Genomic DNA, 17,826 nt, shown 5'->3' with positions numbered 1-17,826 from the left:
TCAAAATATGATGTTATTTATGTGGATGCGTTTCTTTTAATTTTTTGGCGATAATCTCGCAAGCATCATCAAGCATTTCGAATACATTTTTGAAACCATCTGCTAATCCTTGATATGGGTCTGGAACATCTACGTTCTCACCTGGGAATATTTCATCTAAAATAAGTTTCACTTTCTTTTTATCATCTTCATCTCTAGCTAATGCAATTACATCTGCATAGTTAAAAGTGTCCATAACGTAAATATGGTGAAAGCGATCGAAATCCTGAACACTAAATTGTCTACCTTTCTGAGATGTGATGTCTAATTTGTGCTTTTTAGCAATTGCTATAGAACGAGGGTCGGGAAGATCATCTATATGATAATCGCCGGTGCCAGCGGAGTCTACGTAGATCTTTTTTGGATCTGTTTTGGACTTTAGAATTCCTTCGGCTAGTGGAGATCTACAGATATTTCCGAGACACACCATTAAAACGTTGGTTTTCATAATTATTAATTATAGAGTCAGTTTTTTGTTTAGATCTTCTACAAACTTTTTGAATTGCTTATCTGTAGCTGCTAAATTATCTACCGTTTTACATGCATGAAGTACAGTAGCGTGATCTCTTTTCCCGATCTGACTTCCAATACTTGCTAAAGATGCCTTAGTTAACTTCTTAGCGAAGAACATAGCAAGTTGTCTCGCTTGTACGATATGTCTTTTTCTGGTCTTAGACTGAAGCGTTTCTACATCCATCTGGAAATAATCGCTAACGATCTTCTGAATATAGTCTATAGATACCTCTCGCTTAGTGTTTTTAACATAATTGTCTACTATCTTGGTAGCCAATTCCAAAGTGATATCCTTTTTATTGAAAGAGGAGTGTGCAATAAGCGATATAATGGCACCTTCTAATTCTCTAATATTAGTTTTAATATTATTTGCTAAAAATTCAATGATATCTTCTGGCATTTCCACACCATCACGATACAATTTATTTTTAATAATTGAAACCCTTGTTTCAAAATCTGGATGCTGTAATTCTGCTGATAGTCCCCATTTAAAACGAGATAATAAACGTTGCTCGATATCTTGCATATCTACAGGCGCCTTATCGCTAGTTAAAATAACCTGTTTCCCATTTTGGTGTAGGTGATTAAAAATATGAAAGAACACATCTTGAGTTCCTGCTTTTCCAGATAGTAATTGAATATCATCTACTATTAATACATCTATAATCTGGTAGAAATGAATGAAATCGTTTCTATTATTCTTCTTAACAGACTCTATATATTGTTGCGTAAATTTTTCTGCAGAGATATATAAAACCGTTTTTTCTGGATATTTATCTTTAATATCTACCCCAATAGCATGAGACAAATGCGTTTTACCAAGTCCTACTCCTCCAAATACTAATAAAGGATTAAAGGAAGTTCCTCCTGGCTTATTAGATACTGCTAAACCTGCGGAACGAGCCAGTCTGTTGGAATCACCTTCAAGGAAATTTTCGAAACTATAGTTAGGATTAAGCTGAGACTCAATCTTTACATTTCTTATCCCTGGAATAATAAAAGGATTTCTGAGCTCTGGATTTTTATTCTTAATTGGCACGTCTACTTCTTGAGAAGTCATTTGGCTTCGTTGGGTGCTAGGTATTTTCTCTGTAAATGGAAGTTTATTCCCGTAGGTATTCTCCATTTTAATAACATATACCAGTTTCGCTTTTTCTCCTAATTCTTTGGTTAGTGAAACCTTAAGAAGTTTCACGTAATGCTCCTCAAGCCATTCATAAAAGAATTTAGACGGAACCTGAATACTCAGGGCACAGTCTGTAAGTTTTACTGCTTGAATAGGTTCAAACCAAGTTTTATAAGCTTGGGGGGTAATGTTATCTTTGATAAAAGCTAGACAGCTATTCCAAACTGATTGCGCAGTTTTTGACATGCTTATTACTTGGTTATAAATTGGTTAGTAGATCGTTGAAAATCTGTAAAGCATAAATAAGGCTTTAACTTCTCGGAGAACAAATATGTGAACAAAATATCTAATAAAAAAATGCTTTCACCCTTGAATTTTAAGAAAATTTTACGCATACTTACTTCGTTTGATGAATGTACAAAACCTACCTAACTTATCCCGATAAAATCCTATGAAAAGTCATAATACCTATGTTAAAGTCAGATATGCAGAAACAGATCAAATGGGAGTGGTACACCACGGTAATTATGCAGATTACCTGGAAATAGCAAGGCTAGACTGGCTTGACGTGCTGGGGGTTTCATATAAGTCTATGGAGAAAGAAGGGATTATGCTTCCTGTTTATGAATTGCATTTTAAATTTATTAAGTCTGCATTATTTGATGATGAACTTAAAATTGTAACAAAATTGGTGAAAACTCCAAGTGTTAAAATTGAATTCGACTACGAAATCTATAATCAGGAAGGTGAGTTACTAACAACGGCAAATACAGTATTGGTATTTATGGATTCTCAAACAAGGAAACCAATAAGATGTCCAGAATTTATTGTAGATAAGTTGAATAATTAATGCTCAAGCTGCTTAATTTCTACTTTATAAACATTAGAAAATTTCTCAAAGATCGCTTCAGACTCCTTTTTTCTTACTGAAATAAATATTTTGCAATCTAATGCCAGTTGCTGATCGATCACATTAAGATTATGCTCTTTTATAATTCGCATTACTACATTCATTTCTGGATAATCAAATTGTAGTATATAAAGATCGTCTATAGTGCGTTTAAGAATATTGCTTTCTTCCAATGCTAATTGAGCTGCAGTTCTGTAAGCATTAATTAATCCGCCTACGCCAAGTTTCACACCGCCAAAGTAGCGTACAACGACAATTAGAATATTGGTAACTTCAAAAGATTGAATTTGACCATAGATGGGCATTCCAGCTGAATTTGAAGGCTCCCCGTCGTCATTAGCTCTAAACTGATGGTCTTGCTCTTCTTTACCCAATTGCCACGCATAACACCAATGTCTTGCTTGGTGATGTTTCTTTTTCAGGTCTTCAATAATTGCTTTTACTTCATCTTCAGATTTAATTGGAAAGGCATAGCCAAAGAATTTAGAATTCCGGTCTTTAAATAGAACTTCTTCAGAAGCTTCGGTTATGCTTTTATAAGTGTCTTTCACAGTTTTTAAATTCCGCTGTTTGCAACCAAGAGAATACTAATAATTGCTAGGATAATACCAATCCAATTCTTGGTTATTAATCTTTCTTTGAATAATATAATTCCAAGTAAAGTAGAAACCAAGACAATCGCGACATTGTTTATGGTAAATATGGTTGAACTTTCAAATCCGTTATTTCTAAGAGCCATGACAAGGAAATAAATGGAAAAAAAATTGGGAATTCCAAGTGCGATCCCACCAAGAATATTTCTTCCTGTGATCTTTAAGTTACCGGTAAATCCTTGAAAGATCAATACTAATATCCCAATGGTTCCTGCTACAGAAAAAATGGTGGATGAGAAAAGAGCAACATCTGTCTTATTTACATATCCAGCCTCAATAAATTTAATAAGGGTATCTATGAGGCCACTTCCTATAAATACTAAAATTGGATATACCAGGTTTTTTTTCTTTATCGCGATCCCTGTTCTAGCTTTAATAGAACTTAAATAAACAGCTATTAATGCTAGAAAGATCCCTATTATTTTTAAGATCCCTGTACTTTCATTAAAATATAAGATTCCAAATAGTACAGGAATAGCTACAGACATTTTTGTTGCTACAGAAACTACCGAGAGTCCGCTACGTTGTGTGGTTATGGCTGCAAGATTGAATACTATTATAAATAATAAGCCAAGTATCAAGGTGCCATAGAACCAAGGTTTAGACGGTATTTCAGTAATATTGGCCTCTTCTACAAAACCAAAATAACCAACAGAACATGCTATAAAATAATTTACAATAATCGCTTGAAGCGTGTTGACCTCAAATCTTTTGAATAATTTAAAGACCACAAAAATGATACTCGATGAAAGAATACTTAAGAGAAGATATATCAAAATAGCGATTTATTGGTGGTAAATAGGTCAATTACGTCCTCTCTGGTTGGTTCCAAATTCCAAACATGAATTCCTAATTGTTTGGCAGCTTTAGTGTTTTCTGAAACATCATCAATAAATAAGCACTCTTCAGCATTTAGCTGATGTTTATTCAATACAAATTCAAAAATATCTGAATTTGGCTTTCTTAAATTTATTTCATGAGATAGGTAGAACGCATCAAAACAAGATTTAAATTCTTCAAAAAATGGAACTTTATCCTTGATCCAATCAATATGGATTTCATTGGTATTGCTTAGAAGAATTAATTGGTAATTCTTCTCTTCCGAAAGTTTCTTAATGAACTGATATCTGTATTTTGGAAAATCCATAAGTATAGAATTCCAAGCAGTGGTTATGCCTTCATGTGTTAATGAGGAGAAGTTATTTATATATGAACTTATAAAAGTTTCAGAAGAAATTAAGCCCATTTCATATTCTTTATTTATTTGAAAGAGGTTTTCCGGCAGCTCTTTTATATTCAATTTATTGAGCTCTCTAAGTGTTGCAGGTTTATCTAAATTGATAAATACATCGCCAAAATCGAATATAATTGTTTTAATCATTGGAATAAATTCTTAAAATATCGCCTGTTTCAGTATGCTTTTGTATAAATGTACCCGGTGCTATCGGTGCTTTGATTCCATTGTTGAAATGTGCTTCTCCCGTAAATATACGAGCCTCATCCCAGAGTTCGGAGTCTATAAATGATTGTAATGTTTTAGCGCCACCTTCAATAATTATAGATTGGATTGCATGTTTATATAGAATCTTGCAAATCTCTGCGGTAATCTCCTTAGTGAAGTCGATGATTTCAAAGATCAAATTTTCCGAAGAAGATTTCAGATTATTTTTCTTCGCAACTTCTCCGCAGATCACAATAGTTTTAATGCTTTTATCTAGCAACGCAGAATCATCTGTTAATCTTAAGTGTTGATCTATAATTACTCTTATGGGGTTTTTGCCTTCCCAAAGTCTTGTGTTTAGCTTAGGATTATCCTTGACAGCGGTATTGGTGCCGACTAAAATAGCAGTCTCTTCGCTCCGCCATTTGTGCACTAATTGTTGGGAATATTTATTAGTGATCCAAATGGGTTCCCTTTTGTTTTTTTCTTCAGAAGAAATAGGTGCTAGAAATCCATCTACACTTTGTGCCCATTTTAAAATTATATAGGGCCTTTGGTGCTTATGAAATGTAAAAAAGCGTTTATTAAGAGCATTGCATTCTTTATCTAGAATCCCTAAGGTTACTTGGCAACCTGCATCCATCAGTTTTTTAATGCCCTTTCCAGAAACTGCTGGAAAAGGATCTATACTTCCAATCACGATCTTTTTAATACCGCTGGCAATTATTAAATCGCTACAAGGTGGCGTTTTCCCGTAATGTGAACAAGGTTCTAGACTTACGTAAATAGTCGCCTTTTTTAATTTGGATCTATCTTTAACAGAATTTATGGCATTCACCTCTGCATGTGGCTCTCCAGCTTTGCGATGCCAGCCTTCACCAATGATCTTATTGTCGTGAACTATAACACTTCCAACCATCGGATTTGGATTGGTAGTTCCTAGTCCATTTTCAGCTAATTGTATGCACCTTTTTATATATTTTTCGTGTATCTTCACATCACAAAAATAGGATTAATTAGTAAGAATGTGCAGTTTTAAGATACGTGAGATTCAACCTAAAGACAACCAGAGTGTTGCAATGGTGGTGAGAAAAGTTTTAGTAGAAATGGGAGTACCTAAAGTGGGCACTGCCTATGAGGACAAATCCCTGGACGATATGTTTGCTACCTACGATCATGACAAAATGCAATATTTTGTTGTAGAAGAAAAAGGTGAAATTATTGGAGGAGCCGGTATTGCCCCTTTATTAAATGGCGAAGAGACAGTTTGTGAGCTTCAAAAAATGTATTTTTTACCAATAGCCAGAGGGAGAGGAATTGGTGCTGCTATGATGAATACTTGTTTGCATTATGCTAAATCTGTAGGTTTTAAACAATGTTACTTAGAAACATTGCCATATATGGAAAATGCTAGAAGCCTATATAATCGTACAGGATTTAGAAATCTTGAAAAACCAATGGGTGATACCGGGCATTATAACTGTACTGTGTGGATGATCAAAGATCTAGATTAGATCTTCCAGATTCTCTTTTTCTTCAATAAATAAACCATTTCAAGCATTGTTACTTTTAGAATATAAAAAACAATTTAGTACTGCTCTGAAAAAGGAATATCCTGTAGAGGAGATCAGTTCTTTTTTTAATATTCTAACGGCTCATTATCTAAATGTGACCCGCTTAGACTTAGCCTTAGATCCTAAAAAGGAGATATCTTCTGAAGAATTAATAATATTTGATAAGATCTTACTACAGTTACAACAGCATGAGCCAATACAGTATATTATAGGAGAAACTGAATTCTTCGGGTTAAAATTTCAAGTAGATAAAAATGTATTGATCCCAAGACCCGAGACAGAAGAGCTGGTTTCTTGGATACTTACAGATCTTTCAGAAAATAAGACTTCAGCATTAAAAATTTTGGATATTGGTACAGGTAGCGGTTGTATTGCAATTAGTCTCGCCAAGAATTTACCTAATTCTAAACTTACAGCTTTAGATATATCTGAAGAAGCCTTAAAAATAGCTTCCAATAATGCCGAATTGAATGGAGTGAAAGTGGTATTTGAGAACAAAGATATTTTAAATTTAGATAAACCCCTTGATTCTTTTGATATCATAGTTTCTAATCCGCCATATGTGCGAGATCTGGAAAAAAAGGAAATGCATAGGAATGTTCTTGAAAATGAGCCGGAAGCTGCGCTTTATGTTCGCGATAATGACCCCCTTGTTTTTTATGAAGCAATCACAAAACTCGCTCATTTTAACTTAAGTAAAGGAGGATATTTGTACTTTGAGATCAATCAATATTTGGCTAAGGAGACTGAAGAATTAATGCAAGAATCCGGATTTAAAACAAATCTTAAAAAGGATATTTTTGGAAATTTCAGGATGATAAGAGGAATAAAACAATAACATATTATATTAAATTCGATTCCCATTTGAAAACTCATAATAACTATAAAAATGCTTTAAAAAGTCTTGCAGTGTTTTGCGCTAGTAGTGATGGTGTAGATACTTTGATCTTTAATGAAGCCTATCAGGTTGGAGAATATTTAGCTAAGAGCAATATAAAACTTGTATATGGCGGTAGCAAATTAGGCTTGATGGGGCAAGTTGCTAAGGGAGTCTTAGATAATAATGGAGTAGCAACTGGAGTGATACCAGAATTTTTGAAAACCAAGGAAGTGGTGCATTCTGGATTAACAGAGCTTATTACAACAGAGAATATGCATGAGCGAAAGCTGAAAATGCACGATCTAAGTGAAGGATTTATTGCCTTGCCTGGAGGATTTGGAACTCTAGAAGAGCTTTTTGAGATCCTAACCTGGGGACAATTGGGCTTACATAAACATCCGATCGGGATCTTAAATAGCAATCATTATTATGACGATCTTTTAGCGATGATGGATAAGATGGTTGCAAAAGGTTTATTGAAAAGATCTAATATGGATCTGGTTTTGGTGGCAGATAATATAGAGGATCTAATAGAGAAAATGCGATATTTTGAACCAATACCAGTTCCTAAATGGATGAATAAAAATCAGACTTAGATAACTCTTTTGTAAGTGTTTTGTCAAACTGAGCCTGTCGAAGTTTCATAAAATAAAGGATGCGACAATTTCAGTCTGACGGTGTAGCAATAAAAGAATTAATGAAAATTTCAAGACTATATATTAATTGTAAGAATTTGGTAAAGCAACAGAAGTTTTACAAGGAAATTCTTGGCCTTGAAATATATAATGTTTCATCAAATTCTTTTGAGGTACAAGTTGGATATTCTGCTTTACGTTTTCAGGAAGCAGTAGATTTTACACCTTATCATATTGCGTTTCATATTCCAGATAAGGAGGAAGAAAGGGCTTTGGAATGGTTGAAGAATAGAGTGGAGGTTTTAAAATATGATGGGTTGGAAATCGTAGATTTCAAGGGATGGAATGCAAAATCTCTTTATTTTTATGATGCAGACAAAAATATTTTGGAATTTATTTCTCGAAGAAAATTTAATGGAGAATCCTCTAAGATCTTTTCAGAAAAAAGTATTTTGGGAATAAGTGAGATCGGTTTAGCTACTAATGATATTCAGGAAAAATTTAAGTTTCTAAATAAGAATGTTGGTTTAGAGATATTTGATGGAGATTTCGAAAAATTTTGTGCCATTGGAGATGATGAAGGATTATTAATAAGCATTAATAGCACACTTAAAACTTGGTTTCCAACAGGAGATGCCGCCTATAATTCGGCATTTGAGATTCAATTAGAACATAAGGAAAAGGAATATCTGCTTCAATACACAGGAGAAAAATTGAAGTTGATAAATCCAATGCCTAGTAATTATTCAGCATAATATTTATAAATGACTACAGAAGAAAAGATCAAGCAGCTTAGAGAAGAATTAGAGCAACATAATTATAAATACTATGTGCTGGATTCTCCAGAGATCAGTGATTTTGATTTTGATATGAAATTGAAAGAATTACAGGAGCTGGAAGAGAAAAACCCTGAATTTTTTGATGCTTCTTCCCCTTCTCAACGGGTTGGTGGAGCCATTACTAAGAACTTTAATACTGTAGTCCATGATTTTCCAATGCAATCCCTGTCGAATTCTTATTCTAAGGAGGAATTAGAAGAATGGGAAACCAGGGTAAAGAAAATGGTAGATGGGGATTTGGAATATGTGTGTGAATTAAAATATGATGGTGCTTCTATAAGTTTGACTTACGAAAATGGGAAGTTGGCTCGTGCAGTTACTCGAGGAGATGGTTTTCAAGGAGATGATGTAACAAATAATATAAGGACAATAAGAACGGTACCTCTAACTTTAACTGGGGATTTTCCAGATAAATTTGCAATTAGAGGAGAGATCGTTCTGCCTTTTGAAGGCTTTGCTAAAATAAATGCAGAACGGGTGGAAATTGGAGAAGAACCTTTTTCTAACCCGCGAAATACTGCATCTGGGAGTTTGAAAATGCAAGATAGTGCTGAGGTTGCTAAAAGACCTTTAGAATGTCTTCCTTATGGTTTAGTAGGGAATGATCTTTCACTAAGAACTCAGTTTGAAAGCCTACAAAAAACTAGAGATTGGGGGTTTAAAGTGCCTACGGAAGCAAAGTTGGTAAAAAACATGGATGAAGTTCTTGAATTTATTCAGTATTGGGATGTGCATAGACATGATCTGCCTTATGAAACCGATGGCGTTGTTGTAAAAGTGAACAATTTGCATCAGCAAGATGAACTGGGAAGTACCGCAAAATCGCCACGATGGGCAATAGCCTATAAGTTTAAAGCGGAAAGGGAATCTTCCATATTGCGAGAGATCACGTATCAAGTAGGGAGAACAGGTGCAATTACTCCGGTTGCAAATTTGGATCCTGTACAATTGGCTGGGACTATTGTAAAAAGGGCTTCTCTTCATAATGCAGATCAAATTCAGAAGTTAGATATTCGAGAGGGAGATACTGTTTTTGTTGAAAAAGGAGGAGAGATCATTCCGAAAATCATCGGTGTAAATTTTACACAACGTGACCCTAATTCTAAAGAAACTGAATACATAAAACAATGTCCTGAATGTGGGACAGACTTAGTTAGGGCAGAAGGTGAAGCCCAACATTATTGCCCGAATTATAATGGCTGTTTTCCGCAGATCGTGGGAAGAATTCAGCATTATATTTCTAGAAAAGCTATGGATATTGAGGGTCTAGGCGGAGAAACCGTTGCTTTATTGGTGAAGGCTGGATTAATTCATAATTACGCCGATCTATATACCTTGAAAAAAGAGGATGTTTTACCATTAGAAAGAATGGCAGAAAAGTCTGCAGACAACTTAATAAATGGAATAATAGCTTCAAAAGAAATTCCCTTCGAACGAGTATTGTTTGCCTTAGGGATTCGATATGTAGGAGAAACAGTGGCTAAAAAACTGGCTAAGCATTATAAAAGCATTCAAAATTTAATGCAAGCTTCTGCAGAAGACCTTATAAATGTAGATGAAATAGGACAACGAATTGCGCAAAGTGTCACCGAATTTTTTGCTTCAGAAGAAAATAGAAATACTATAAATAGGCTAATGGATTTTGGCTTACAGTTAGAAATATCTGCTGAAAAGTTAGCAAATCAAACCGATATTCTAGAGGGAAATACTTTTGTGATCTCCGGTGTGTTTTCTAAGGTTTCAAGAACAGATCTTAAAAAACTAATAGAGGATAATGGGGGGAAGGTTTCCAGTTCGATCTCTGCAAAAACAAATTATCTGGTAGCAGGAGAAAACATGGGACCGAGTAAATTGGCGAAAGCAGAGAAGCTGGGAACTCAAATCTTAAGTGAAGATGAGTTTCTACAGAAGTTAAATTAAACGCTAATACTTACACCGCTGCCATCTATATTATTTTCGTTGTCTAAATAAAAATCAATTCTACCTAAATAAAGACCGTAGCAACCAACTTGATTTACTAGAACTTTCTTACCATCAAGATTCTGGAGAATAGTTGGTTTGTCAAGAAAAGTATGAGTGTGTCCACCAATGATCAGATCTATATCTTTCGTTTGTTTTGCTAAAAGAACATCAGATATTTTCGATTCATTTTTGTATTCATAGCCCAAATGAGATAAGCAGATCACAAGATCGCATTTTTGTTCTTGCTTTAATTTTCTTGTCATTTCGGTAGCTATCTCAACGGGATCTAAGTACTTGGTTTCCTTATAAAGCCCTTCGTTCACCAATCCTTTTAATTCTACACCTACACCAAAAACTCCAATTTTCACTCCATCTTTCATGAAGATCTTAAAGCGAGAGGTTTGGCCATCTAAAATGGTATTACTAAAATCGTAATTAGATGATATAAAATCGAACTCTGCATGAGGCATTTGAGATAGAAGTCCGTTTAAACCGTTATCAAAATCGTGATTCCCTAAGGTTGCGGCATCATACTTCAATTTGCTCATTAGCTTAAATTCCAATTCGCCTCCATAAAAATTAAAATATGGGGTGCCTTGAAAAATATCTCCTGCATCTAGTAATAAAGTGTTTGGATTTTCTACTCTAATTTGTTCAACTAATGTTGCTCTCCTCGCAACTCCACCCATATTAGGATTTCTTGCATCATTGGGGCCAAAAGGTTCTATATGGCTATGAACATCATTAGTGTGCAAGATCGTAATGTGTTTCTTAGTGTTTTCAGAAAAAGAAAGCGATAATCCACCTAACCCTATAAAAGCACCGGTTGCAGCTGTTTGCTGTATAAAATTTCTTCTTTTCATTACTTAGAGGATTTGGATGAATCTATTATCTATACTTGCTTTAAGAGTATCTACTTTTTTAAAATGATCTATGATCGCATTTCTAAGCTTGTAATCTATTTTATATAAATTAACGGGATCTTTAAAAAACACCATATTATCTCCGCCCTGTTGCAAGTAATCTGAAGTTGCTACAAAATATGTTTCCTCAGCTTTAATAGATTCTCCTCTAGTAGTAGCGCTTATAGTTTTAAAATCTTTATCCACTTTTAATTTGAGTCCGCTAATAGGATGTGCGGTTTGAGCTTTTTCTAGATAACTTATCATTTCGAAAATTTTTGATCCTGTGATCTCTACAACGACGATCTCATTTTCAAAAGGCATTAATTGATATGCTGTTCTTGTAGTAACAGCTCCTTTCCCAATTCCAGATCTAATTCCGCCTTGGTTTAAAAGAACCATATCAATCTTACTATTAGTTCTAGCTCCAAAAATTGGATCTGCCTGTTCCATTACCAAATCTGCCATCATATTCCCTAATGCAGAATTAAGCTTTCCTTCATTTTTACTCAGATTAGTAGGGCTGTAAGCTAATGTGCTATCTAAAGTGTTGTTTAAATGAATAGCAAAAGGCTTAATAAAGGCTTCAATTTCTGGATCGGAAGGGATCGTATTATTAATTGGGATTCTTTTTCCGTTTATACTTGAAGGAGAAGAAGTGATGTGGGAGTTGTTCTTACACGCAACTAAAGATAAAAACAGCAGTAAGAAGGAGTAAAATCTAATTGTCATTAATTGGGGCTTTTTCAAAAAAACACAAATATAAACAGTTATTTTAAATGAAATTAAATATAGATGTCAATCTCTATTTCAGGAAAATAGATGAAGATTTAATAAAACATTGCTAATATATAGATGTCTGATAGAGTAGTTATCCTTACTTTTAAAGTCTTAGTTATCCCTATGCAATTAAGGTTTATTTGTGCAACAGGCATCTTTTTCTTATTGGTTGCTAATACGTATGCTTTTGTAGCTAATATATTTTGGCTAAATATTGTGAGCCATATCGGGTACTTTATTTTTGCATTTTTGTTATTCTTCCATAGGTCTAAGGCATATAATTTTAACTTCTACTTATTTCTAAGTTTAACTGTAATTTCCTATTCCCTAGAATTGTTTAATACTTTTTGGGTATTTAGTGAGATCGCCATACTGCTTCAGGCATTAAGTTATCTTCCATTAAGCTTGGAGGCTACCAGACATTTCAAAATAAAAAATTTGAGTTATTTTATGATATTATACCTAATAAGTATAATTGGCTTAAATGCTTATTTGTTATTACTTCATATAAATGAAATGAAAACTTACATCTCTGGGGATGTTACTACCATCATTTATACCTTTTATTATCTAAATCTTGGAGCATTGGGAGTTACTGCAATGGTATATTATTTAAATTCTTTTTCTAAAAAAGCCATGTTTTTTATATCCTTAGCAATAAGCATCATTTTTGCAAATGTGCTGCGAGATATGGGAGTTTTTTACTTCAAGGATATTAGTGTAGAAATTACAGAAAGTATTATTAGAATGAGTAGCGCTTTGTTTTTGGTTCTCTTTTTTATTACTTCGGAAAAAAGTCTGAAGCTGGATAATTTCACTTAAATGATTTTTTAAATTTTTAATATGATCAAGGGCATTAAACTTTCTCTCCCCAAAAGGAGAATTTACAATTCTCGTAACTCTTCATCTGGCAATTTTAAAACCCCCATAACCTCTGCCGTAGTTTTATTAGATTCAACCAATATAAATGCGTTGCAAGTATTAGGAAAGCTAAAACAGGAATTAAAATTGAAGGATTCAGGTTTTAAAATGATCTTATTCAAGAGAAAAGAAGAAAATTTTCCCGATTTTAATGGCTTAACTTTTGTTGATGAAGACTTGAATTTCCTAGGAAATTTTAATAAAGCAGAATTGTTGGATTTTACCAAAAATCACATTGATTTACTTATTACTTTTGCTGAAGGAAACAATGTGTTAATAAATCTTTTAACTGCAACGTTTAATGCGGATTTAAAAGTAGGGAACGATCCAAAATGTGAAAATATACTGGATGTTGTAATAAGATCTGGGAAGGAAGTAGAGGTGTTTACTTCGGAATTAATAAAATTATTAAAACAGTTTAAAAATAATTCGAATGAATAAATTTATAGGTACTGGTGTTGCAATTATCACTCCTTTTAAAGAGGATTTCTCGGTAGATGTAGACGGGCTTAAGAATTTGGTAAAGGATCAAATTGAAAACGGGATAGACTATATTGTAGTTCTTGGAACCACTGGAGAAAGCGCAACCATAAGTATCGAAGAAAAAGACTTAGTGAAAAAGACCATTATAAAAGCTAATAATGGGAAATTGCCTTTGGTTTTAGGGATTGGAGGTAATAATACAGCTGCTTTGGTAGATGAATTTAAAAGTACAGATCTAGATGACTTCGATGCTATTTTGTCTGTATCTCCTTATTATAATAAACCCACTCAGGAAGGTATTTATCAGCATTATAAAGCATTGGCAGCAGTTTCTCCTAAACCTATCATTTTATATAATGTCCCAGGAAGAACGGCTTCTAATGTTTCACCTGAAACTGTAAAACGATTAGCTACAGATTTCACGAATATCATTGGTGTTAAAGAAGCGGCGGGAGATATTGTGCAAGCAATGAAACTTATAACTATGGTGCCTAAGGATTTCTTGGTGATTTCTGGAGACGATATGATCACGTTACCAATGATACTCGCAGGAGGACATGGAGTAATATCTGTTATAGGGCAAGGTTTGCCAAAAGAATTCTCGCAAATGGTGCGTTTAGGATTAGAGGGAAAGGTGAAAGAAGCTTATAAGTTGCATTATAAAATTGCCCCTTCTATAGATTTGATTTTTGCTGAAGGCAATCCTGCGGGAATTAAATCGTTACTAGAGGCGAAGAGTTCTTGTAAACCTGTTGTTCGCTTACCTCTAGTGAAAGCTTCAGATAAGTTAAAGAAGGAAATACTAGCATTTTTAGATCAATATTAATTAAAGCAGAAAGTCACTATTTGCGATACTTTAAAGTTTTTTTAATATCATAGAAAAGAGTACTTTTGCCAGATGTTTTTACAAAGGATGAAAAAAGTTTTATTATTATTGGGTGTGTTTTTAATGCTGGCGTCTTGCAGTGAATACCAAAAGGTACTAAAGAGCGACGATGCAGGTAAAAAATATGCTTTAGCTGAAGAGCTTTACAATCAGGCAATTGTAGAAAACAGCAAGTCTACATTTAGAAAAGCACTTCGTGTTTTAGAACAAATTGTTCCGCAATATAGAGGTAAGCCTCAAGGTGAAAAATTAAGCTTTTTATATGCAGATACTTATTACCAATTAGGCGATAATCAAATAGCTGGATATCAATTTGAGCGTTTTGTTGCATCTTATCCTAAAAGTGATAAAGCAGAGGAAGCTTCTTTTAAAAGTGCGAAAAGTTATTTTGCAGATTCACCAAGATTCGATTTAGATCAGGCGGAAACAGTAAAAGCAATTGGAGAGTTACAAAAATATATTGATAAATATCCTAACGGAGAATTTTTAGATCAGGCTAATCAATATGTAGCAGAGTTACGTGTTAAGCTAGAAAAGAAAGCATACGAGATTGCAAAGCAATATCATCACACAGAGAATTATAAGTCTGCTATTGTAGCCTTTAATAATTTTATTACAGAATATCCTGGTTCTCCTTTTAGAGAAGCTGCCTTTTACTATAGATTCGATTCTGCTTACGAACTTGCAATTAATAGTTACGAGGTTTTAATGCAAGAAAGATTGAATACAGCAAAAGGGTTTTACACAAACTATAAAAAATACTATCCTGAAGGAAGTGAGTATTACGAACAGATACAAGCAAATTATCAGGACTTAGAATCGAGATTACAAAATTTTTAATAAGATAGATGATGGATTTAAAAAAGATTAATGCGCCAATTAATACTACTACAATTGACAAAAATTTAGTAGATGCTCCAACAAATAATATTTATGAAGCTATTTCTGTGATCGCAAAAAGAGCTACTCAAATTAACTCTGAGATCAAAAAAGAGCTTTTGGAGAAATTGGACGAATTTGCAACCTACAACGATAGCCTTGATGAGGTTTTTGAGAACAAGGAGCAGATAGAAGTATCTAAATTCTACGAAAAATTGCCTAAACCACATTCTTTGGCAGTTCAAGAATGGTTAGACGATAAAATTTACTACAGAGATACAACTGAATCTTCTGAAGCATAAGTTAAGATGGGAGTGCTAGAAGGCAAGAAAATACTGTTGGGAATAACTGCTGGTATTGCTGCCTATAAAACAGCCTCTTTGGTAAGATTATTTATAAAAGCCGGAGCGCAGGTTAAAGTTGTTATGACTCCTTCGGCTAAAGATTTTATTACCCCGCTTACTTTATCCACACTTTCCAAAAATGAGGTAATTTCTAACTTCACATCAGATGAAGATGAGAATGCTACTTGGAACAATCACGTAGAACTCGGCCTTTGGGCCGATTTTATGCTTATAGCCCCTGCTACAGCCAATACTCTATCTAAAATGGCTTCAGGCTCTAGCGACAATATTTTACTTGCTACTTATCTTTCAGCTAAATGTCCAGTCTATTTTGCTCCGGCTATGGATCTAGATATGTATCTGCATCCTTCAACCAGGACTAGCTTAGAGACTTTACAATCTTATAAGAACATTATAATCCCAGCAGAATCTGGAGAACTTGCCAGCGGCTTGGTAGGTGAAGGAAGAATGGCAGAGCCAGAGAATATAGTTTCTTTTCTAGAGAAGGACCTTTTGTCTCAATTACCACTTCGGAATAAAAAAGTACTTATTACAGCAGGACCAACTTATGAGGCTATAGATCCGGTACGATTTATAGGAAATCATTCTAGTGGAAAAATGGGATTTGAACTTGCTAAAGAAGCTGCAAAACTAGGGGCACAGGTAATTCTTATAACTGGACCTACACATTTACAATTAGAGTCTTCGGGAATTCAAGTTGTTCGAGTAACAAGTGCTCAAGACATGTACGAGGCAGCACATACTTATTTTACACAACAAGATATAGTGATTGCTGCGGCAGCTGTTTCAGACTATAAGCCGAAGGAAGTAGTAGATCAAAAAATAAAAAAGAAAGAATCTAATTTGAACATCGAGTTAATTCCAACTCAAGATATTTTAGCATCTTTAGGTGAAATTAAAGAACATCAAAAGTTAATTGGTTTTGCTTTGGAAACCAATAATGAAGTAGAGAATGCAAAATCTAAACTAGAAAGAAAAAATTTAGATTTTATAGTTCTTAATTCCCTTCAAGATAAAGGTGCCGGTTTTAAAAAGGATACCAATAAGATCAGCATAATATCCAAAACTGAAATAAAAAGTTTCGAGTTGAAGTCTAAAACTGAAGTTGCACAGGATATATTAAAGGAAGTTATATCTTTATTCCATGAGTAAATTAATTTTAGTTTTAAGCTTGTTCTTTTGCTTGTCTTCTATGACGGCTCAGGAACTTAATTGCGAGGTGATTGTAAATGCAGAACAAACTGGGCAAAGTAATTTAACGGTTTTCAAAACTTTACAGACATCCTTGTCAGAATTTATTAATAAAACTACCTGGACAGGAACAACTTATCAAAACCAGGAACGTATTAATTGCAGTATTTTTATAAATATTTCTAGTTTTGATAATGAGACCTTTACAGGAACTATCCAAGTGCAATCTTCAAGACCCATTTTTGGTTCCTCTTTAATTTCTCCAGTTTTCAATTTTAACGATGAACAATTCACTTTTACTTATCGTGAATTCGAACCCTTAAATTATAGCGAGAATGCTTATTCTTCTAATCTGGTTTCTGTGATCTCTTATTACGTCTACACTATTTTAGGCTTAGATGCAGATACTTTTGAGTTAGAGGGAGGAACTCCTTTTTATGAGGAAGCAAATAGAATAGTAACCACTGCACAACAGGGAAATTCTGCAGGTTGGAAAGGATCTGATGGTACACGTTCTAGATATAGATTAAATGCAGATCTTTTATCTAATGCTTTTTTAGGCTATAGAACAACTTTATATCAATATCATAGATTGGGTTTAGATACTATGCATAAAGATGTTTCAAAAGGGAAACAAGCTATTACCGCTTCTATTCTGAATATAAAAAAGATGAACGAAAGCAGGCCTAATTCTCTATTAATGAGAGTTTTCTTTGATGCAAAAGCTCAGGAAATAGAGCAGGTTTTTAGTGGGGGACCAAGCGTTCCTGTTACCGAATTAAAAGAGGCCTTAAATAGAATAGCTCCTTTATATGCAGAAAACTGGAGTAAGATTCAATTCTAGTAA

At 34.0% G+C, this 17,826-nt stretch carries 21 protein-coding genes; 13 read left to right on the top strand and 8 right to left on the bottom strand.

Going from position 1 to position 17,826, the window contains the following annotated elements; genetic code table 11:
* Positions 1-13: 13 nt before the first annotated feature.
* Together BC962_RS12520 and dnaA are read right to left on the bottom strand one after the other, a co-directional pair.
* The gene (locus tag BC962_RS12520) at positions 14-487 is read right to left on the bottom strand and encodes a low molecular weight protein-tyrosine-phosphatase (RefSeq protein ID WP_121346366.1); all 474 of its coding nucleotides are present in this window, start codon (positions 485-487) and stop codon (positions 14-16) included.
* Between the two features lie 9 nt (positions 488-496).
* Entirely contained in the window at positions 497-1,924 is a 1,428-nt protein-coding gene (dnaA, locus tag BC962_RS12515) for a chromosomal replication initiator protein DnaA (RefSeq protein WP_121346365.1), read from the bottom strand.
* Between the two features lie 205 nt (positions 1,925-2,129).
* On the opposite strand from dnaA, the gene BC962_RS12510 reads away from it, so the two are divergent.
* Entirely contained in the window at positions 2,130-2,528 is a 399-nt protein-coding gene (locus BC962_RS12510; RefSeq protein ID WP_121346364.1) for an acyl-CoA thioesterase, read from the top strand.
* On the opposite strand, the gene BC962_RS12505 is transcribed toward BC962_RS12510, so the two are convergent.
* The 4 genes from BC962_RS12505 to ribD are packed head-to-tail and all read right to left on the bottom strand — an operon-like array spanning position 2,525 to position 5,679.
* Positions 2,525-3,139, bottom strand: a complete 615-nt coding sequence (locus tag BC962_RS12505) for an IMPACT family protein (protein ID WP_121346363.1) — start codon at positions 3,137-3,139, stop codon at positions 2,525-2,527. The genes BC962_RS12510 and BC962_RS12505 overlap by 4 nt on opposite strands.
* A gap of 5 nt (positions 3,140-3,144) precedes the next feature.
* Entirely contained in the window at positions 3,145-4,017 is an 873-nt protein-coding gene (locus BC962_RS12500; RefSeq protein ID WP_121346362.1) for an EamA family transporter, read from the bottom strand.
* Positions 4,014-4,622, bottom strand: a complete 609-nt coding sequence (locus BC962_RS12495; protein WP_121346361.1) for an HAD family hydrolase — start codon at positions 4,620-4,622, stop codon at positions 4,014-4,016. Before BC962_RS12495 ends, BC962_RS12500 begins: the two co-directional genes overlap by 4 nt.
* The gene (gene ribD, locus BC962_RS12490) at positions 4,615-5,679 is read right to left on the bottom strand and encodes a bifunctional diaminohydroxyphosphoribosylaminopyrimidine deaminase/5-amino-6-(5-phosphoribosylamino)uracil reductase RibD (RefSeq protein ID WP_121346360.1); all 1,065 of its coding nucleotides are present in this window, start codon (positions 5,677-5,679) and stop codon (positions 4,615-4,617) included. The genes BC962_RS12495 and ribD overlap by 8 nt, the downstream gene beginning before the upstream one ends.
* A 28-nt stretch (positions 5,680-5,707) precedes the next feature.
* On the opposite strand from ribD, the gene BC962_RS12485 reads away from it, so the two are divergent.
* The 5 genes from BC962_RS12485 (at position 5,708) to ligA (ending at position 10,530) form a co-directional block, all read left to right on the top strand.
* Positions 5,708-6,196, top strand: coding sequence for a GNAT family N-acetyltransferase (locus tag BC962_RS12485; protein ID WP_121346359.1), 489 nt, complete (start codon positions 5,708-5,710; stop codon positions 6,194-6,196).
* Between the two features lie 46 nt (positions 6,197-6,242).
* Positions 6,243-7,094 (top strand): peptide chain release factor N(5)-glutamine methyltransferase, encoded by an 852-nt coding sequence (gene prmC, locus BC962_RS12480; protein ID WP_121346358.1) that lies wholly within the window; start codon positions 6,243-6,245, stop codon positions 7,092-7,094.
* Positions 7,095-7,120: 26 nt separating this feature from the next.
* Positions 7,121-7,732 carry an LOG family protein gene (locus BC962_RS12475; protein WP_121346357.1) on the top strand — a complete coding sequence of 204 codons (612 nt, stop codon included), beginning with the start codon at positions 7,121-7,123 and terminating at the stop codon, positions 7,730-7,732.
* 101 nt (positions 7,733-7,833) lie between these two features.
* Positions 7,834-8,526, top strand: a complete 693-nt coding sequence (locus BC962_RS12470; protein ID WP_121346356.1) for a VOC family protein — start codon at positions 7,834-7,836, stop codon at positions 8,524-8,526.
* 9 nt (positions 8,527-8,535) lie between these two features.
* Positions 8,536-10,530 carry an NAD-dependent DNA ligase LigA gene (ligA, locus tag BC962_RS12465; protein WP_121346355.1) on the top strand — a complete coding sequence of 665 codons (1,995 nt, stop codon included), beginning with the start codon at positions 8,536-8,538 and terminating at the stop codon, positions 10,528-10,530.
* Here the strand turns inward: ligA and BC962_RS12460 are convergent.
* Together BC962_RS12460 and BC962_RS12455 are read right to left on the bottom strand one after the other, a co-directional pair.
* Entirely contained in the window at positions 10,527-11,435 is a 909-nt protein-coding gene (locus BC962_RS12460) for a bifunctional metallophosphatase/5'-nucleotidase (protein ID WP_121346354.1), read from the bottom strand. The genes ligA and BC962_RS12460 overlap by 4 nt on opposite strands.
* Positions 11,436-11,438: 3 nt before the next feature.
* Positions 11,439-12,206 (bottom strand): 5'-nucleotidase C-terminal domain-containing protein, encoded by a 768-nt coding sequence (locus BC962_RS12455; RefSeq protein ID WP_121346353.1) that lies wholly within the window; start codon positions 12,204-12,206, stop codon positions 11,439-11,441.
* 123 nt (positions 12,207-12,329) lie between these two features.
* Here BC962_RS12455 and BC962_RS12450 point away from each other — a divergent pair, with 123 nt between their 5' ends.
* The 7 genes from BC962_RS12450 (at position 12,330) to porD (ending at position 17,823) form a co-directional block, all read left to right on the top strand.
* Entirely contained in the window at positions 12,330-13,076 is a 747-nt protein-coding gene (locus BC962_RS12450) for a hypothetical protein (RefSeq protein ID WP_121346352.1), read from the top strand.
* 21 nt (positions 13,077-13,097) lie between these two features.
* The gene (locus tag BC962_RS12445; RefSeq protein ID WP_121346351.1) at positions 13,098-13,616 is read left to right on the top strand and encodes a DUF6913 domain-containing protein; all 519 of its coding nucleotides are present in this window, start codon (positions 13,098-13,100) and stop codon (positions 13,614-13,616) included.
* Positions 13,609-14,484 carry a 4-hydroxy-tetrahydrodipicolinate synthase gene (gene dapA, locus BC962_RS12440; RefSeq protein WP_121346350.1) on the top strand — a complete coding sequence of 292 codons (876 nt, stop codon included), beginning with the start codon at positions 13,609-13,611 and terminating at the stop codon, positions 14,482-14,484. The genes BC962_RS12445 and dapA overlap by 8 nt, the downstream gene beginning before the upstream one ends.
* A 72-nt stretch (positions 14,485-14,556) precedes the next feature.
* The gene (locus BC962_RS12435; protein WP_121346349.1) at positions 14,557-15,384 is read left to right on the top strand and encodes an outer membrane protein assembly factor BamD; all 828 of its coding nucleotides are present in this window, start codon (positions 14,557-14,559) and stop codon (positions 15,382-15,384) included.
* Positions 15,385-15,395: 11 nt separating this feature from the next.
* Entirely contained in the window at positions 15,396-15,725 is a 330-nt protein-coding gene (locus BC962_RS12430) for a DNA-directed RNA polymerase subunit omega (protein ID WP_121346348.1), read from the top strand.
* Between the two features lie 6 nt (positions 15,726-15,731).
* Positions 15,732-16,940, top strand: coding sequence for a bifunctional phosphopantothenoylcysteine decarboxylase/phosphopantothenate--cysteine ligase CoaBC (gene coaBC / locus BC962_RS12425; protein ID WP_121346347.1), 1,209 nt, complete (start codon positions 15,732-15,734; stop codon positions 16,938-16,940).
* The gene (gene porD / locus BC962_RS12420) at positions 16,933-17,823 is read left to right on the top strand and encodes a type IX secretion system protein PorD (RefSeq protein WP_121346346.1); all 891 of its coding nucleotides are present in this window, start codon (positions 16,933-16,935) and stop codon (positions 17,821-17,823) included. The genes coaBC and porD overlap by 8 nt, the downstream gene beginning before the upstream one ends.
* The last annotated feature ends 3 nt before the right edge of the window (positions 17,824-17,826 follow it).

It is taken from the genome of Gillisia mitskevichiae (assembly GCF_003634585.1).
In the GTDB taxonomy this organism is placed as follows: Bacteria; Bacteroidota; Bacteroidia; order Flavobacteriales; family Flavobacteriaceae; genus Gillisia; species Gillisia mitskevichiae.
Note: the sequence above shows the minus strand (reverse complement) of the source record. Positions and strands in the feature narration are given on the sequence as shown.

Coding starts and splice junctions, on each gene's coding strand:
- BC962_RS12520 (WP_121346366.1), bottom strand. CDS start 487: ATGAAAACCAACGTTTTAATGGTGTGTCTCGGAAATATCTGTAGATCT.
- dnaA (WP_121346365.1), bottom strand. CDS start 1,924: ATGTCAAAAACTGCGCAATCAGTTTGGAATAGCTGTCTAGCTTTTATC.
- BC962_RS12510 (WP_121346364.1), top strand. CDS start 2,130: ATGAAAAGTCATAATACCTATGTTAAAGTCAGATATGCAGAAACAGAT.
- BC962_RS12495 (WP_121346361.1), bottom strand. CDS start 4,622: ATGATTAAAACAATTATATTCGATTTTGGCGATGTATTTATCAATTTA.
- BC962_RS12485 (WP_121346359.1), top strand. CDS start 5,708: ATGTGCAGTTTTAAGATACGTGAGATTCAACCTAAAGACAACCAGAGT.
- BC962_RS12470 (WP_121346356.1), top strand. CDS start 7,834: ATGAAAATTTCAAGACTATATATTAATTGTAAGAATTTGGTAAAGCAA.
- ligA (WP_121346355.1), top strand. CDS start 8,536: ATGACTACAGAAGAAAAGATCAAGCAGCTTAGAGAAGAATTAGAGCAA.
- BC962_RS12460 (WP_121346354.1), bottom strand. CDS start 11,435: ATGAAAAGAAGAAATTTTATACAGCAAACAGCTGCAACCGGTGCTTTT.
- BC962_RS12455 (WP_121346353.1), bottom strand. CDS start 12,206: ATGACAATTAGATTTTACTCCTTCTTACTGCTGTTTTTATCTTTAGTT.
- BC962_RS12450 (WP_121346352.1), top strand. CDS start 12,330: ATGTCTGATAGAGTAGTTATCCTTACTTTTAAAGTCTTAGTTATCCCT.
- BC962_RS12445 (WP_121346351.1), top strand. CDS start 13,098: ATGATCAAGGGCATTAAACTTTCTCTCCCCAAAAGGAGAATTTACAAT.
- dapA (WP_121346350.1), top strand. CDS start 13,609: ATGAATAAATTTATAGGTACTGGTGTTGCAATTATCACTCCTTTTAAA.
- BC962_RS12435 (WP_121346349.1), top strand. CDS start 14,557: ATGTTTTTACAAAGGATGAAAAAAGTTTTATTATTATTGGGTGTGTTT.
- BC962_RS12430 (WP_121346348.1), top strand. CDS start 15,396: ATGGATTTAAAAAAGATTAATGCGCCAATTAATACTACTACAATTGAC.
- coaBC (WP_121346347.1), top strand. CDS start 15,732: ATGGGAGTGCTAGAAGGCAAGAAAATACTGTTGGGAATAACTGCTGGT.
- porD (WP_121346346.1), top strand. CDS start 16,933: ATGAGTAAATTAATTTTAGTTTTAAGCTTGTTCTTTTGCTTGTCTTCT.